We start from the raw sequence: 15,906 nt of genomic DNA on the forward strand, positions 1-15,906 counted from the left end.
AGCCGCCTTAACTTAAACGAAGCTTCAACAAGGAGGCCTGCAGTGCGTTCCAGTCCGTTTCGCTATCGGCAATGAGCTCGATGCGGCTATCCGGCGGTGCGACGTTCTGCGTCTCAATATGCAGATCAAGCTGTTGGCGGTTGATGCGTACCAGACCTTCCGTAATGCGCATGACGCCTTTCACTCGTCCGACCGGTGCCAGACGCGCCCATTCAAGCAGACCTACGGTATCGAATACGGTTTCAGCGTCAAAAATCCAGCCACAGGACTGATAGCCCTGGCCGCTATTGAGGCTGCGACGCCAGCGTTGGTGAGCAGGAAGATTAAGCGCCGCAAGGCCTTTTTTCTGTCCGTGGCTGTGCGCGTGCTCGGCGCTTTCGGGGAGCGGCGCAAGATTGCGGCGCGGCAAGTCAAGCAATGCCGGGTCAATATTACCCTGCGTGGCGCTAACAAACTGGCGATCGCCGGCATATGCCTGCCACCAGGCGGCAAAGGCACGTTGGCTTTCGTCGGTCGAGCGATCGGCTTTATTACTGATAATGACATCTGCGGCGGCCAACTGGTCACGAAAGTTTTCGTTGGTCACCACTTTTTCATCCAGCAGCTGACGCGGGTCCAGCACGCAAAGGGTGGCGCGCAGATCGATCCATGGCTCGTATACTGCAGCGGTCAGAATATCGAGGATCTGTTTAGGATGCCCCAATCCGGTGGGTTCTATCAGCAGGCGGTCGGGTTTACCCTGACGCAGCAGCGTGTTGAGCCCAACCTGCATCGGTAAACCGTTGACGCAGCACATACAACCACCGGGGATCTCTTTAAGCAGCGCACCGCTCTCTGCCAGCAGCGCGCCATCAATGCCCACTTCGCCAAACTCATTGACCAGCACGGCCCATTTTTCATCCGCGGGCTTATTGGCCAGCAGGTGCAGGATCGACGTCGTCTTGCCGCTGCCGAGAAACCCCGTGATCAAGTTAGTTTTGGTCACCTTTTCTCCAGGATAAATGTAATGTTGTAACAGTTGAGACTATCCTGACGAAAAAAAGGGGAAAAGAGAAGCACTAGCGCGGACAGATACGACGCTCTGTCCGCTTAAAAGCAGAAATTGTTAAGAATTCAGCGCGGCGGCAATCGCCTGGCGAGCGCCTGAGGTTGCAAGCTGACGCCATGCGGTGGTGATTTGGGCAACAAACTGCGGATTTTGCGGCAGGTCATGGCCGAAGATCTCTTCAAGCGAGAGCAGAGCAGCCACCCGCTGTTGTTCATCGCTGGTGGAAACGAGTTTCTGTATCTTGTCAGCCAATGGGTCGCGAATATCGATAGCGTTTCCCGCATCGTCACTACCGCTGACGTAGCGCATCCAGCCCGCGACGCCGAGTGCCAGGAGCGGCCATTGACTGCCACGAGCAAGATGGACACGGATACCGTCAAGCATACGCTGCGGCAGCTTCTGGCTACCGTCCATGGCGATTTGCCAGGTGCGATGCTTTAGCGCCGGGTTGCTGAAGCGTTCGATCAGACTGTCAGCGTAGGCTGTCAGGTCGACCCCCTGGATAGATAAGGTCGGTGCTTGTTCATCAAGCATCAGTCGATATGCGGCGTTGCGGAAAATCGGGTCCTGCATACAGTCGCTAATATGTTTGCGGCCGGCCAGGTAACCGAGCCAGGCGAGGAACGAGTGGCTACCGTTGAGCATCCGCAGCTTCATCTGTTCCCACGGCAAAACGTTATCGGTCATCTGTACGCCCGCAGTTTCCCAGTCCGGGCGACCGGCAACAAAGTTATCTTCAATCACCCACTGAATGAAGGGCTCGCAGCTGATTGCGCAGGGGTCTTCCACGCCCAGCGTGGCGCTAATTTCCGCCAGCGACTCATCGGTTGCGGCTGGCACAATGCGGTCTACCATGGTGCCGGGAAAGCTGACGTGTTCAGCTATCCACATCGCCAGATCCGGGTCGCGTTTCTCTGCCATGCCCAGTACGGCGTTTTTCACCACGTGCCCATTGTTGGGAATGTTATCGCAGGAGAGCACGGTAAACGGCTGTAGCCCACGCTGGCGGCGACGCGCCAGCGCTTCGACCAGAATTCCGGGGGCTGATTGCGGCAGCGTCGGGTTTTGTAGATCGTGGATAATACGCGGTTGCGTCATGTCCAGCAGGCCGCTGGCCGGATCGATGCAGTAGCCCTTTTCGGTGATGGTCAGAGAAACAATAGCGACCTGCGGTTCGCAAAATTTCTCAATAATGACGGCCAGTGAATCCAGTTTCGCGTTAAGGCATTCATGCACGGCGCCGACAACGATCGGCTGACTACCTTTAGCGCCTTTTTCCAGCACGGTAAACAGATGGTTCTGTTGGCGAAGCTGGCTCATCAGCCGGTCGCCGCTGAACAGACTAATCTCACAAATCCCCCAGTCCCCGCCGCTGGCGTTGAGCACCCGATCGGTGAGTAGCGCCTGGTGCGCGCGATGAAACGCGCCGAAGCCGAAATGCACAATACGCGATCGCAGTTGGCTGCGATCATATTGAGGAAGCTGCACGCCTTCCGGCAGCGTGGCTGTAGCAATAGTATTCATTATCAATACACCTGATTAACCAACAATTAACATTGACAGTGTAAAGTTATATGACAGCAAATTAAATTGGTGAGCCTTATTTATCCGCTTGATGTGAGCGTGATCAATCAATCCAACGGCATAAATTGATCGGCACAGAGAAGGATGTATGGTAGTTGTCAGTAATTAGCATCATATTGGTATAACAACTTTTGTAAGGGGATCGCGATGGAGCAAACCTGGCGTTGGTATGGGCCGAATGACCCTGTATCGCTTGATGATGTTCGACAGGCGGGAGCGACGGGCGTCGTGACGGCGCTGCATCATATTGCTAACGGGCAAGTCTGGCCGGTGGGTGAGATTAAAAAGCGTCAGGCGTTGCTGGCGGAGAAAGGTCTGATATGGTCGGTGGTGGAGAGTATTCCCGTTCACGAAGAGATTAAAACCCATAGCGGGCAATTTGCCATCTGGATCGCAAACTATCAGCAAAGCATCCGTAATCTGGCGGCCTGCGGCATCGATACCGTTTGCTACAACTTTATGCCGATCCTCGACTGGACGCGTACCGATCTGGAATACGAGCTGCCGGATGGCTCTAAAGCGCTGCGCTTTGACCAAATCGCTTTTGCTGCATTTGAGCTGCATATCCTTAAACGTCCTGGTGCAGAAGCGGATTACAGCGAAGAGGAGCAGCAGCAGGCGCGGGCTTATTTTTCCGCGATGAGCGAAGCGGAAGTCGAAAAACTAACCCGCAATATTATCGCTGGCCTTCCGGGGGCGGAAGAGGGCTACACCCTCGATCAATTTCGCGCTCGCCTGGCGGAATACGACAGCATTGATAAGGCACAGCTGCGGGAAAATATGGCGTATTTTCTGCGTGCGATTGTTCCGGTCTGTGAAGAGGTTGGCGTACGGCTGGCGGTTCACCCGGACGATCCGCCGCGTCCGATCCTTGGCCTGCCGCGTATTGTATCGACCATTGAAGATATGCAGTGGCTGAAAGAGACGGTAGATAGCATTAATAACGGCTTCACCATGTGCACCGGCTCCTACGGCGTCCGCGCGGATAACGATCTGGTGAAAATGGTTGAAACATTTGGCGATCGTATTCACTTCACGCATCTGCGTTCAACCTGCCGCGAAGCGAATCCGAAGACGTTCCATGAGGCCGCGCATCTGGCCGGTGACGTGAATATGGTAGCGGTAGTGAATGCAATTTTGAGCGAAGAGCTACGCCGTAAGCGTGCTGGCGATCTGCGTCCGATTCCGTTCCGCCCGGACCACGGGCATCAGATGCTGGACGATCTGCGTAAGAAGACCAACCCAGGGTATTCGGCGATTGGCCGTTTAAAAGGGATGGCGGAGGTTCGCGGCGTTGAGTTGGCGTTGAAGATGACGAAGTATCCTGAACTACTGTAGGTCAAGCTCGGTGGTAAAAAAGAGGACAGTCACCAGGCTGTCCTCTTTTATTTATGATTGCCGGAAAAGCAGTGCTTAGTCCGCGCGGCCCATATAGCGGCTCTCTTCGATATGGATACGAATGCGCTCGCCTGCGCTCAGGTATTCAGGAACCTGAACCACGAGGCCGGTGCTCAGGGTCGCCGGTTTGTTACGTGCGCTCGCGGACGCGCCTTTGATACCTGGAGCCGTTTCAACAATTTCCAGGTCCACGGTCTGCGGCAGTTCAAGGGCCAGCAACTGACCATCCCAGGTCAGAACCTGCATGTCCGGCATTCCGCCTTCCGGAATATACAGCAGCTCTTCTTCGATTTGCTCTTTGGTGAAGATATACGGGGTGTAATCTTCTTTATCCATAAAGACGTATTCGTTGCCATCGATATAGGAGAAGTCAACGAAGCGGCGGGTCAGGGTGACGGTATCGACGATGTCGTCGCCTTTGAAGCGCTCTTCCACTTTCAGGCCGGTACGCACATCAGAGAAACGCATTTTGTACAGCGTCGCTGCGCCACGGGCGCTCGGTGACTGAATATCAATATTTTTAACAATCAGCAGTTTGCCGTTGTAATTCAGCACCATACCTTTTTTAATTTCGTTTGCTCTTGGCATTGCAGTAATCCTGTCACATAAAGGGTCAAAAATATCGCGTAAAACTACTCGCGCCGGGCCTTTCAGGCAAGTGGAATTCGTGTGTTTTGCTATCTTCAGGTAAAACGTTTAGGCTGATTCGCCAAAAGCGTTATCGGAAGAGTCGATTATGGAATGCCGCCCTGACTGCGGAGCTTGCTGTATCGCTCCTTCTATCTCCAGCCCTATTCCGGGTATGCCGTACGGCAAACCGGCAAACACCCGTTGCGTACAGCTCTCGGAAAACAACCTGTGCAACATTTTCGGCTCGCCGCTAAGGCCTAAAGTGTGCGCCAGCCTGAAGCCGGAAGTGGAAATGTGCGCGACGAATCGCGATGACGCGATGACCTGGCTGCTTCATCTCGAACAGAGCACGTCCTGAAGCCACGAACTGATTAATACAATAAATCAGCAAAATTATTATCCGGATCCATCTCCCGTGCGAGGGCGATAAGTTTTTGCTTATTGCCGAGAGCGTATCCGGATTTTTGTTTAACCAGCAGGCCTTCCTGACTGAATTGCGCAATGACATATAATAAATGGCGATATGAAACGCCCATATATTCCGCAGCCTGGGTATGTTTTTCGTGATAAATATCACAGTGTTGAGTTAATAAGATAAATGCCGCCAGACGATTCACCAGCGGGAACGATTGATTCTGGGTAAGCGATACGATGTTGCGATAATTTTTCTGGCTTAACGCCATACAGAGATTACGCAGAAAAACGACATCGTTGAGCAGAAGCGGTCGGAAGGAGGCTATCGGCAACGCCAGGCACCAGCACTCCTCAATCGCCTGTACTCCACGAGGATGGTGATGTTTATCAATGAGTTCTATCTCTCCGATAAAGCATGGCGCGCCAAAGAAGTCTATCAGTGAGACCCGACCGTTAGCTGATGTGGTATAGAGTTTTGCCCGACCGCGCGCGAGGTAAAAAAGGTACGCGGGTTGGGCACCTTCCCTGATGATAAAATCCCCGGCTACCACGTGAAACAATCGAGTATCCCGTACTACCTCTACGGAAAACTTTCCCTGATAGCCAGAATCGCTCATCAATTGCTGCTTGAGATTTTCATTTTGGATTTCTTTCACGGTCGCTTCCCGGTATGAGATTTCTCATATTCAGTATTGGTTTTCCACTTGTATGCTGCAAACGCTACCTGGTTAATCCTGCTGTAATAACATAAATATGCTTTAAAAGCGAAAAGAGGAAATAAAAATGGAAAAAAGAAAAATTATACTCGATTGCGATCCTGGTCACGATGATGCTATTGCGATAATGATGGCAGCCAGACACCCTGCTATTGATTTATTAGGTATAACAATTGTTGCAGGAAACCAGACGCTGGATAAAACGCTGGTTAATGGATTAAACGTCTGCCAACATTTAGATATCAACGTCCCCGTCTATGCGGGAATGCCGCAGCCCATTATGCGTCAGCAAATTGTCGCTGATAATATTCATGGTGAAACCGGGCTTGATGGCCCAGTATTCTCTCCACTGACACGTAAAGCAGAAAGTACGCATGCAGTTAAATATATTATTGATACGCTAATGGCAAGCGATGGAGACATTACGCTGGTACCCGTTGGACCATTGACCAATATTGCAGTAGCCATGCGTATGCAACCGGCGATTTTACCGAAAATTCGTGAAATTGTACTCATGGGCGGCGCTTACGGTACCGGAAATTTTACACCGTCGGCGGAGTTTAATATTTATGCCGACCCGGAAGCCGCGAGAGTTGTATTCAGCTCCGGCGTCCCTCTGGTGATGATGGGCCTGGATTTGACTAACCAGACCGTATGCACCGCTGATGTTATTGCGCGCATGGAAAAAGCCGGCGGCCCGGCGGGGCAGTTGTTCAGCGATATCATGAATTTTACCCTTAAAACGCAGTATGAAAATTATGGCTTAGCGGGTGGCCCGGTGCATGATGCCACCTGTATTGGTTATCTGATAAATCCTCAGGGTATCAAAACTCGTGACATGTACGTCGAAGTCGATGTTAACAGCGGTCCCTGCTATGGCCGTACGGTATGTGACGAGCTGGGCGTTCTCGGCAAAGCGCCAAATACTAAAGTAGGCATCACTATTGATACCAACTGGTTTTGGGGCTTAGTTGACGAGTGTGTACGGATGTATCGCTAATTCACTTTGTACCAGGCGTGTGGAATATCTTTTATCTCCCGATAAAAACAGGCGGGAAGTAAGGTGTCGCCCGCAATAACATCAGACATACCAAAACCTGGCGTAAATGCCGGGTTTGCTGGCATCAAGAGATAATCATTATGGATATAATGAGAAGTGTTCTGGGGATGGCGGTATTACTGGCAATTGCTTTTCTCCTGTCAGTAAATAAAAAAAGAATTAGTTTACGCACCGTTGGTGCGGCGCTGGTGCTACAAATTGCCATTGGTGGGATTATGCTCTATTTTCCACCGGGAAAATGGCTGGCAGAGCAGGCAGCTTTCGGCGTGCATAAAGTCATGACCTACAGTGATGCGGGTAGCGCATTTATTTTTGGTTCATTAGTTGGGCCGAAAATGGATGTCCTGTTTGATGGTTCCGGGTTTATTTTTGCCTTTCGGGTATTACCGGAAATCATTTTTATTACCGCGCTGGTCAGCCTGCTTTACTATATTGGCGTAATGGGAATACTGATTCGAATTCTTGGTGGTATTTTCCAGAAAGCACTCAACATCAGTAAAATTGAATCTTTTGTTGCCGTGACGACTATTTTTCTTGGGCAAAATGAGATCCCGGCCATCATTAAGCCATTTATTGACCGCTTAAACCGCAATGAGCTGTTTACCGCGATTTGCAGTGGGATGGCTTCGATTGCCGGATCGACAATGATCGGTTATGCCGGGCTTGGCGTACCGATTGATTATTTGCTCGCGGCATCGTTGATGGCGATCCCCGGCGGGATCCTCTTCGCTCGCCTTCTTAGCCCGGCAACGGAAGTATCGCAGGTCACTTTTGAGAACCTTTCATTCACCGAAACGCCGCCGAAAAGCGTTATTGAAGCCGCTGCAACCGGGGCCATGGCCGGAGTGAAAATTGCCGTCGGCGTGGCGACGGTAGTGATGGTGTTTGTGGCCATTATCGCCCTGATCAACGGCGTGATTGGCGGTATTGGCGGCTGGTTCGGTTTTGGTCATGCTACCCTCGAGGGTATCTTTGGCTACGCTCTTGCGCCGCTGGCGTGGCTGATGGGCGTTGACTGGAGCGATGCGACGCTGGCAGGTAGCCTGATTGGCCAGAAGCTGGCGATTAACGAGTTCGTGGCTTATCTCAACTTTTCACCATTCCTGCAAACGCCGGGCTCGCTGGAGGTGAAAACCATCGCCATTATCTCGTTTGCGCTGTGCGGCTTCGCTAACTTTGGCTCAATTGGGGTCGTGGTTGGTGCATTTTCGGCGATTGCGCCCCAGCGGGCGTCTGAAATTGCGCAGCTTGGGATGCGGGCATTGGCTGCGGCGACGTTGTCAAATCTGATGAGCGCCACGATTGCCGGGTTCTTTATTGGACTGGCGTAGTAATAAGGTGCACCGTATCAACGGTGCACCGCGCGTCTTAAACGTCCTTAATACGCCACAGGCAGACCTGAGTCGCCACGCCCATGACTAACGCAATCCAGAATACGGCGTGATAGCTCCATATTTCCGCAACCACGCCCGCCAGTGAACCTGCAATAATCCAGCCCACGCGAATCGTATTGGTATAAAGGGTCGTGGCCGCCCCGGCCTGGCCTGGCATCAGGTCCTGAAAATAGAGCATACCAATACCGGCCAGAATGCCGATAAAAATGGCGTTCAGCGCCTGCAGAGCCAGCAGCAGACCGGGGGTGTGTACGGTTAGCATACCGACGTAAAACAGCACCCCGGCAACCGCAGAGACCTGCATCAGAAAACGCTTGCCGAAACGTTTGGCGTAGTAGCCCGCAAGCAGCATCGTCGGGATTTCCAGCCCGGCGGCGGTTCCCATCAACACCCCGGCCAGCTTCTCCGGTAAATGCAGTTCATTAATAATGAACAGCGGCATATTAATGATGTACAGACTGTTGATTCCCCACATTAGCGTACAGATGATAAACAGCAGCAGCGCATCGCGGCGGTTGGTTCGCGGTGCTTCAAGATGACCCGTAGCTGCTTTTGGCTCCTTGCGCATGCTGGGGAGAAAAAACCAGACTATCGCGCCGCAGACGACAAAGGCTACCGCCGCGCAGAGATACATCACCGTGAATCCGAAACCCATCGCCAGCGCATAGGACAGCGGTGGGCCGATGACCCATGCCAGAGACACCTGTGCGCGCAGAATTGAGCTGAACATGACCGCCTCGCGGCCCGTTTTATCCGCATGTTCGCGGGCAAGGGCGAACATCTGTGGGTTCGCGGTGGAACCGAAGCTGCTGAGGAACACGCCGATAAACAGCAAAATAAAGTAGTTACGGTTCCAGGCGAATAGCGCGCAGGCCAGCACGCCCATTAAACAGCAAAAGACAATCAGCTGCTTGCGGTCGCCTTTGCGATCCGAGCGCCCGGCAAGAAACTGGCTCACCAGAATGCCTATCACCGCGCTGCCTGTGAAAAAGAAACCAACCATCGCCGGTCGTGCGTGAACTTCGTTGGTCAGGAACAAGCTCAGGGTTGGCGTTTGTAACGCCCCTGCGATGCCCGTCAGGAAGGCGACGATCAGGAAGGCGGAAGAGGTTAAGTCAAACCCGCGTCGTGGCAGGGCGGCGCTACTGTTTTGCATGTCGATTTTCAATGGTTTCAAGAGTCGCGCGGAGTTTACGCCGTCAGTCAGAAAATGAACAGTGCCAGGGCACGAATAAATCAAAAAGACGTTTCAAAATTTTGCTTCAGCAAAAAGCTGAAGTTTTGCCGATGATGTAAGCCCGCTGTCAGCAAAAGTGTGCTGTATCTCTAATTTCTGTTATCAGGATGCTAACTTTTCTTGCGCGGTGGTGAATAAAGGTACAGACTCATTGAAACGTTTCAGCGTCATCGGGAGATTCTCCAGCAGGTAGATGACGCATTTTTTCTCAAAGTAGCTGAAACGATTCAATTCAGCAGGAGAGGAGAACCATGTTCCAGTTATCTGTGCAGGATATTCATCCCGGTCAGCAGGCCGGTAATAAAGAAGAGGCTATTCGTCAGGTTGCTTCTGCGCTAGTCAGCGCGGGCAATGTGGCTGAAGGCTACGTTAACGGAATGCTGGCTCGCGAGCAGCAAACCTCCACCTTCCTGGGTAACGGTATTGCCATTCCGCACGGTACCACCGATACGCGCGATCAGGTGCTGAAAACCGGCGTCCAGGTTTATCAGTTCCCGCAGGGCGTGACCTGGGGCGAAGGGCAGACCGCTTATGTCGCTATTGGTATCGCCGCCAGCTCGGATGAACACCTTGGGCTACTGCGTCAGCTGACCCACGTGCTGAGCGACGACTCCGTTGCTGAACAGCTTAAGTCCGCCACCACCGCTGAAGAACTGCGCGCCCTGCTGATGGGTGAAAAGCAGAGCGAAGCGCTGAAGCTGGATAACGACACGCTGACTCTGGACGTTGTCGCAGGCGATCTGCTGACGCTGCAGGCGCTGAACGCCGCGCGGTTGAAAGAAGCCGGTGCCGTCGATGCGTCCTTTGTTACTCGTACGATTAATGAAAAGCCGCTGAACCTCGGCCAGGGCATCTGGCTGAACGACAGTACTGAAGGGAACCTGCGCAGCGCCGTTGCGGTTAGCCGTGCAGCAAACGCCTTTACCAGCGATGAGCAGCCGGTTTCTCTGCTGATCACCGTCGCGATGGCCGATGACCAGCCGACAGCGGTGCTTAATCGCCTGAGCAATTTGCTGCTAGACAAAAAAGCTGACCGCTTGCTGAAAGCTGATGGCGCCACGCTGCTGGCGCTGCTGACCAGCGACGATGCGATTGCTGAAGATGTTCTCAGCGCTGAATTCGTTATCCGCAACGAGCACGGGCTGCATGCGCGTCCGGGCACTATGCTGGTTAATACCATTAAACAATTCTCCAGCGACATTACCGTGACCAACCTTGATGGTTCGGGCAAACCGGCAAATGGCCGTAGCCTGATGAAAGTTGTGGCGCTGGGCGTGAAGAAAGGTCACCGCTTGCGCTTTACCGCGCAGGGTGAGGATGCGCAACAGGCGCTGGATGCGATTGGCGAAGCGATCGCCGCAGGCCTTGGGGAGGGCGCATAAATGAGCAGACGTGTCGCAACGATTACCTTAAACCCGGCTTATGACCTGGTGGGGTTTACCCCAGAAATTGAACGTGGCGAGGTCAACCTTGTTCGTACGACCGGTTTGCATGCTGCAGGGAAGGGGATCAACGTTGCAAAAGTGCTGAAAGATCTCGGTATCGATGTCACCGTTGGCGGTTTTCTCGGTAAAGACAATCAGGATGGTTTTCAGCAGCTGTTCAGTGAACTGGGCATCGCTAACCGTTTTCAGGTCGTTCAGGGCCGTACCCGTATCAACGTCAAGCTGACGGAGAAAGACGGTGAAGTCACCGACTTCAACTTCTCCGGCTTTGAAGTGACGCCGGGCGACTGGGAGCGTTTTGTTAACGATTCCCTGAGCTGGCTGGGTCAGTTTGATATGGTTTGCGTGAGCGGTAGCTTGCCATCCGGCGTTAGCCCGGAAGCGTTTACTGACTGGATGACTCGTCTGCGTAGCCAGTGCCCGTGCATCATTTTTGATAGCAGCCGCGAAGCGCTGGTTGCCGGTCTGAAAGCGGCGCCATGGCTGGTTAAACCTAACCGCCGCGAGCTGGAAATCTGGGCGGGCCGTAAGCTGCCTGAAATGAAAGACGTGATTGAAGCCGCTCATGCGCTGCGTGAGCAGGGGATTGCCCACGTGGTTATCTCCCTTGGTGAAGAAGGCGCTTTATGGGTTAACGCATCCGGAGAATGGATTGCTAAGCCGCCTTCAGTTGAAGTGGTTAGCACCGTTGGTGCCGGTGACTCCATGGTTGGCGGCCTGATTTACGGCCTGCTGATGCGTGAGTCCAGCGAGCACACGCTGCGCCTGGCAACGGCGGTTGCCGCGCTGGCGGTGAGTCAGAGCAATGTCGGTATTACCGATCGTACCCAGTTGGCCGCAATGATGGCGCGCGTCGACTTACAACCCTTTAATTAACAGCAGGAGAGGCATAATGAAAACGCTGCTGATTATTGATGCCGGGCTTGGACAGGCTCGCGCCTATATGGCGAAGACTCTGTTAAGCACTGCGGCGCAAAAAGCGCAACTCGAACTGATTGATAACCCGAACGACGCTGAGCTGGCGATTGTGCTGGGCACGGCGCTGCCGGCTGACAGCGCGCTGAACGGCAAAAAGGTTTATCTCGGCGATATTAATCGCGCCGTTGCTCACCCGGAACTGTTTCTCGGTGAAGCCAAAAGCCATGCAACGCCTTATACCGCCCCGGTTGCAGCTGCGTTACCGGCAGCAACTAACGGTCCAAAACGTATTGTCGCGGTAACTGCTTGTCCGACTGGCGTCGCGCATACGTTTATGGCAGCGGAAGCGATTGAAACCGAAGCCAAAAAACGCGGCTGGTGGGTGAAGGTTGAAACTCGTGGCTCTGTCGGCGCGGGCAACGCGATCACCCCGGAAGAGGTCGAACAGGCGGATCTGGTGGTGGTGGCTGCTGATATCGAAGTGGATCTGGCGAAATTTGCCGGTAAGCCGATGTATCGCACAACAACCGGTCTGGCGCTGAAGAAAACCGCTCAGGAGCTGGATAAAGCCGTCGTTGAAGCGAAACCGTATCAGCCAGCAGGTAAATCCCAGGCCGCTGCTGAAGGCAAAAAAGAGTCCGCGGGCGCCTATCGTCACCTGCTGACCGGCGTGTCATACATGCTGCCGATGGTGGTTGCGGGCGGTCTGTGTATCGCGCTCTCCTTCGCTTTTGGTATTAAAGCCTTTGAAGTGAAAGACACCTTGGCCGCAGCGCTGATGCAAATCGGCGGTGGTTCAGCCTTTGCGCTGATGGTCCCGGTACTGGCGGGCTTCATTGCCTTCTCTATTGCTGACCGTCCAGGCCTGACCCCAGGTCTTATCGGCGGTATGCTGGCAGTGAGCACCGGGTCTGGGTTTATCGGCGGTATTATCGCTGGTTTCCTTGCTGGTTATGTGGCGAAAGCGATTAGTACGAAGCTGAAATTGCCGCAAAGTATGGAAGCGCTGAAACCGATTCTGATCATTCCGCTGGTTTCCAGCCTGATCGTGGGTCTGGCGATGATTTACCTGATTGGTAAACCTGTTGCCGGGATCCTCGAAGGTCTGACCCACTGGCTGCAAACTATGGGTACAGCGAACGCGGTTCTGCTTGGCGCAATCCTTGGCGGTATGATGTGTACCGATATGGGCGGCCCGGTGAATAAAGCAGCCTATGCGTTTGGTGTTGGCCTGCTGAGTACGCAAACTTATGCACCGATGGCGGCTATTATGGCTGCGGGTATGGTGCCACCGCTGGCGCTGGGTCTGGCGACGCTGATTGCGCGTAAAAAGTTTGACAAAGCGCAGCAGGAAGGCGGCAAGGCGGCACTGGTTCTTGGCCTGTGCTTTATCACCGAAGGGGCGATTCCGTTCGCTGCTCGTGACCCGATGCGCGTCCTGCCTTGCTGTATCGTTGGCGGCGCGGTAACCGGTGCGATGTCCATGTGGGTTGGCGCGAAACTGATGGCTCCGCACGGCGGTCTGTTCGTTCTGTTGATCCCTGGCGCGATTACACCGGTCCTCGGTTACCTGATGGCGATTGTGGTCGGTACGCTGGTTGCAGGTATCTCCTACGCGGTGCTGAAACGTCCTGAAGTTCAGGTGGAAGAAAAAGCAGCCTGATAGACCTTGTAATACCTTCATTAAGGGCAGAGTTTTCTCTGCCCTTTTTTATTGTTTCTGACGCTAGTGGTTTTCCCTGCCTGAATTGTTATTATTCTTTTTCCTTGTCTAGTTTGAGCCAGCCATACTATGTTTCCATTTACGCTTCGTGAAATGACTCACGCTGATATTCCCGCAGTTCAGTCGTTCCTTGTTCAGCACCTCAATCTGTTCTTCAACGCTGGTAGATCAATACCTTCTGCCGGTGAGGATATTTTCAATCTCGAACAGCAGTATATTTCGCAGGAAAGGAATTTGCTGCTTTGCGCATGGGATGAAAAACAGGAGTTAATCGCTACACTGGCAGTATGTCAATATGATGACAGGCTCGCTGAGTTGCGCGGGCGTTATAATTTGTCTGAAACCGCAGAAATTTGCCGCTGTTATGTGGATAAGCGTTATCGCAGACAGGGTATTGGTAGTCAGTTGATCGCTTTTGCTGAGGAATTCTGTCGACAGCAACAATACAAAACCTTATATCTTCACACGCATCATTTTTTGCCTGGAGGCTATCATTTCTGGTTGCGTAATCATTTTAGCGTTGTGATGGATATGCAGGATAAATGGCAGTTGGTTCATATGGAAAGATCACATTAATAAATGAACCCAACGCTAATTGGCCGCATTGTTGATAGCGATCAATATATTTAATTTGAGGTAAGTAAACCGAGTATATAGTTTGATCAGTGTCAATTAATTCTCATTTAGCTTTTTATGATTATTTTCAAGCATAACTTTCTGATAAGTGATTTTGTTGTAACTTGTTATATTTCATTGCTATTTTTCTGTTGGTGTGACGTTTTGATTGTTTCGTCATACGGTTGACCTTGTTAACAATTGCCGCTAGAGTCGCTTTCGACAGCATTTCATTACATTTTTGTATTTGAATAGGAATATGGTGCGAATTGTTAAATTCAATGCCATAACTGCCCCCGCAACTGTAGGCGGATGCAGAATATCCTTGTGCGGTTAATTAACCGCTGGTCACTGTAAAGTTTGTCTTTATGGGAAGGCTGATATTCTGGTTACCGTGAGTCAGGAGACCTGCTGTCAACAAGGTTGTATACCATTTAGTGGACGGGATGGTCCATGGGATGAATTATTTGACGCAGGCAGTAGTGTATTTATGAATAAAATTTTGGCTAAGTAAGGCTTATTTGCATTTTTTGCATATCTTTATTCTTAAATTTCACGATTCAATGTCATCTATCTTCATGTCTCCTCCCGATATATGGAACGAAATGAGCCATGACCAGACCTTCAGATCTGGCATCAACGGGACGATGATAATGCACGCTAATTTTACTTCTTTCACTTCTAAAAAAACGCTTCTGATTATTGCAGGCGTAACTCTTCTACTCAACTCCAGTGTCGCCAGTGCGGCAAAAACTGAATATCCCTTAACGATTAAAAACTGCGGCCGCGACATCACCTTCAATCAGGCCCCTAAACGTGTGGCGACGGTGGGTCAGAACAGCACTGAAATTCTCTATTCGCTCGGGCTTGCCGATCGCGTCGTGGGAACTTCGCTGTGGTTTGGCCCTGTACCTGATGCGTATAAAGCGGCAAACGAGAAGGTGGACGTCATTGCGCAAAATATTCCCAGCTTTGAAGGGATTATTGCTAAAAAACCGGAGCTGGTTGCCAGCCAGTTTGAGTGGCAAATCGGTCCTGCGGGTACGGTTGCCTCTTACGAGCAGTTTAGTGAACTGAACGTTCCGGTCTACACCGCGCCTGCCGACTGCGCGAAAGATAACGAAGATGGCGGTGATGGCGTCCGTAAAGGTATGTTTGATATTGCCATGGTGTATCAGGAAGTCGCTGATCTGGCAAAAATCTTCGACGTTCAGGATAAAGGCGATGCGCTGATTGCCAGTCTTAAAGCGCGTGAAGCAGCAGCGATAAATAAAATTTCCGGCATGGATAAAAATGTCTCAGCAGTATTCTGGTTCTCCAGCGCCGACCTGCAGCTTGATCCATACGTGGCAGGGAAGTTTGGTCCAGCCGCATGGATTGCTCAGAAGCTAGGCGTGAAAAACGTTATTGATTCAGCCGAAGAGTGGCCAACGGTAGGCTGGGAGACCATTGCCAAAGCCAATCCTTCGGTCATTGTACTCGGTGAGATGAGTCGTCGCCGCTTCCCGGCCGATGACTGGCAGGTCAAGATGGATTACCTCAAGTCCGACCCAGTCGCCAAACTACTTCCTGCAGTGAAGGAAAATCACCTGCCTGTCATTGACGTACAAACAATGAACGCCGGCATCAGAACTATTGATGGGCTAGAAAAACTGGCTGATGCCCTGGTTGAATATGGCTTAGCGCATCCGCAGGCCTCTCATTAATCTACATTTTGCGCTATG

Annotated in this window: 14 protein-coding genes and 1 riboswitch; of the genes, 9 read left to right on the forward strand and 5 right to left on the reverse strand. The window is 52.1% G+C overall.

Going from position 1 to position 15,906, the window contains the following annotated elements:
- Positions 1-7: 7 nt before the first annotated feature.
- Positions 8-985: a CobW family GTP-binding protein gene (locus tag FN082_RS16810; RefSeq protein WP_142981959.1), complete on the reverse strand. Its 978-nt coding sequence runs from the start codon at positions 983-985 to the stop codon at positions 8-10.
- Between the two features lie 120 nt (positions 986-1,105).
- Entirely contained in the window at positions 1,106-2,572 is a 1,467-nt protein-coding gene (locus tag FN082_RS16815; protein WP_139536648.1) for a mannitol dehydrogenase family protein, read from the reverse strand.
- Positions 2,573-2,779: 207 nt separating this feature from the next.
- On the opposite strand from FN082_RS16815, the gene uxuA reads away from it, so the two are divergent.
- Entirely contained in the window at positions 2,780-3,970 is a 1,191-nt protein-coding gene (uxuA, locus tag FN082_RS16820) for a mannonate dehydratase (RefSeq protein ID WP_142981960.1), read from the forward strand.
- A 75-nt stretch (positions 3,971-4,045) separates the two neighbouring features.
- Here the strand turns inward: uxuA and yeiP are convergent, their stop codons facing one another.
- Positions 4,046-4,618: an elongation factor P-like protein YeiP gene (gene yeiP, locus FN082_RS16825; protein ID WP_139536646.1), complete on the reverse strand. Its 573-nt coding sequence runs from the start codon at positions 4,616-4,618 to the stop codon at positions 4,046-4,048.
- Between the two features lie 148 nt (positions 4,619-4,766).
- On the opposite strand from yeiP, the gene FN082_RS16830 reads away from it, so the two are divergent.
- Complete coding sequence (locus FN082_RS16830) at positions 4,767-5,018, forward strand: YkgJ family cysteine cluster protein (protein ID WP_142981961.1); 252 nt, start codon at positions 4,767-4,769, stop codon at positions 5,016-5,018.
- A gap of 13 nt (positions 5,019-5,031) precedes the next feature.
- Here the strand turns inward: FN082_RS16830 and FN082_RS16835 are convergent, their stop codons facing one another.
- A complete protein-coding gene (locus tag FN082_RS16835) occupies positions 5,032-5,730 on the reverse strand; it encodes a transcriptional regulator YeiL (RefSeq protein ID WP_139536644.1) in 699 nt (232 codons plus the stop codon).
- A 127-nt stretch (positions 5,731-5,857) separates the two neighbouring features.
- Here FN082_RS16835 and rihB point away from each other — a divergent pair, with 127 nt between their 5' ends.
- Together rihB and FN082_RS16845 are read left to right on the forward strand one after the other, a co-directional pair.
- The gene (gene rihB / locus FN082_RS16840; RefSeq protein ID WP_139536643.1) at positions 5,858-6,790 is read left to right on the forward strand and encodes a ribosylpyrimidine nucleosidase; all 933 of its coding nucleotides are present in this window, start codon (positions 5,858-5,860) and stop codon (positions 6,788-6,790) included.
- Positions 6,791-6,930: 140 nt separating this feature from the next.
- Positions 6,931-8,181, forward strand: a complete 1,251-nt coding sequence (locus tag FN082_RS16845; RefSeq protein ID WP_139536642.1) for a NupC/NupG family nucleoside CNT transporter — start codon at positions 6,931-6,933, stop codon at positions 8,179-8,181.
- 37 nt (positions 8,182-8,218) lie between these two features.
- Here the strand turns inward: FN082_RS16845 and setB are convergent, their stop codons facing one another.
- The gene (gene setB, locus FN082_RS16850; RefSeq protein WP_139536641.1) at positions 8,219-9,400 is read right to left on the reverse strand and encodes a sugar efflux transporter SetB; all 1,182 of its coding nucleotides are present in this window, start codon (positions 9,398-9,400) and stop codon (positions 8,219-8,221) included.
- A gap of 332 nt (positions 9,401-9,732) precedes the next feature.
- On the opposite strand from setB, the gene fruB reads away from it, so the two are divergent.
- The 5 genes from fruB to FN082_RS16875 all read left to right on the forward strand — a co-directional run bounded on the left by fruB (position 9,733) and on the right by FN082_RS16875 (position 15,888).
- Positions 9,733-10,863 (forward strand): fused PTS fructose transporter subunit IIA/HPr protein, encoded by a 1,131-nt coding sequence (gene fruB, locus FN082_RS16855; protein ID WP_139536640.1) that lies wholly within the window; start codon positions 9,733-9,735, stop codon positions 10,861-10,863.
- Entirely contained in the window at positions 10,864-11,802 is a 939-nt protein-coding gene (fruK, locus tag FN082_RS16860) for a 1-phosphofructokinase (RefSeq protein WP_004103928.1), read from the forward strand. It abuts the gene before it with no gap.
- Positions 11,803-11,818: 16 nt separating this feature from the next.
- Positions 11,819-13,507: a PTS fructose transporter subunit IIBC gene (fruA, locus tag FN082_RS16865; protein WP_142981962.1), complete on the forward strand. Its 1,689-nt coding sequence runs from the start codon at positions 11,819-11,821 to the stop codon at positions 13,505-13,507.
- Positions 13,508-13,636: 129 nt separating this feature from the next.
- Positions 13,637-14,143, forward strand: a complete 507-nt coding sequence (locus FN082_RS16870) for a GNAT family N-acetyltransferase (protein WP_371335933.1) — start codon at positions 13,637-13,639, stop codon at positions 14,141-14,143.
- Positions 14,144-14,388: 245 nt separating this feature from the next.
- Positions 14,389-14,612: riboswitch (cobalamin riboswitch) on the forward strand.
- A 223-nt stretch (positions 14,613-14,835) separates the two neighbouring features.
- Positions 14,836-15,888 carry an ABC transporter substrate-binding protein gene (locus FN082_RS16875; protein WP_139536638.1) on the forward strand — a complete coding sequence of 351 codons (1,053 nt, stop codon included), beginning with the start codon at positions 14,836-14,838 and terminating at the stop codon, positions 15,886-15,888.
- Positions 15,889-15,906: the final 18 nt, after the last annotated feature.

The sequence above is a fragment of the Klebsiella spallanzanii genome (genome assembly GCF_902158555.1).
GTDB lineage: Bacteria > Pseudomonadota > Gammaproteobacteria > Enterobacterales > Enterobacteriaceae > Klebsiella > Klebsiella spallanzanii.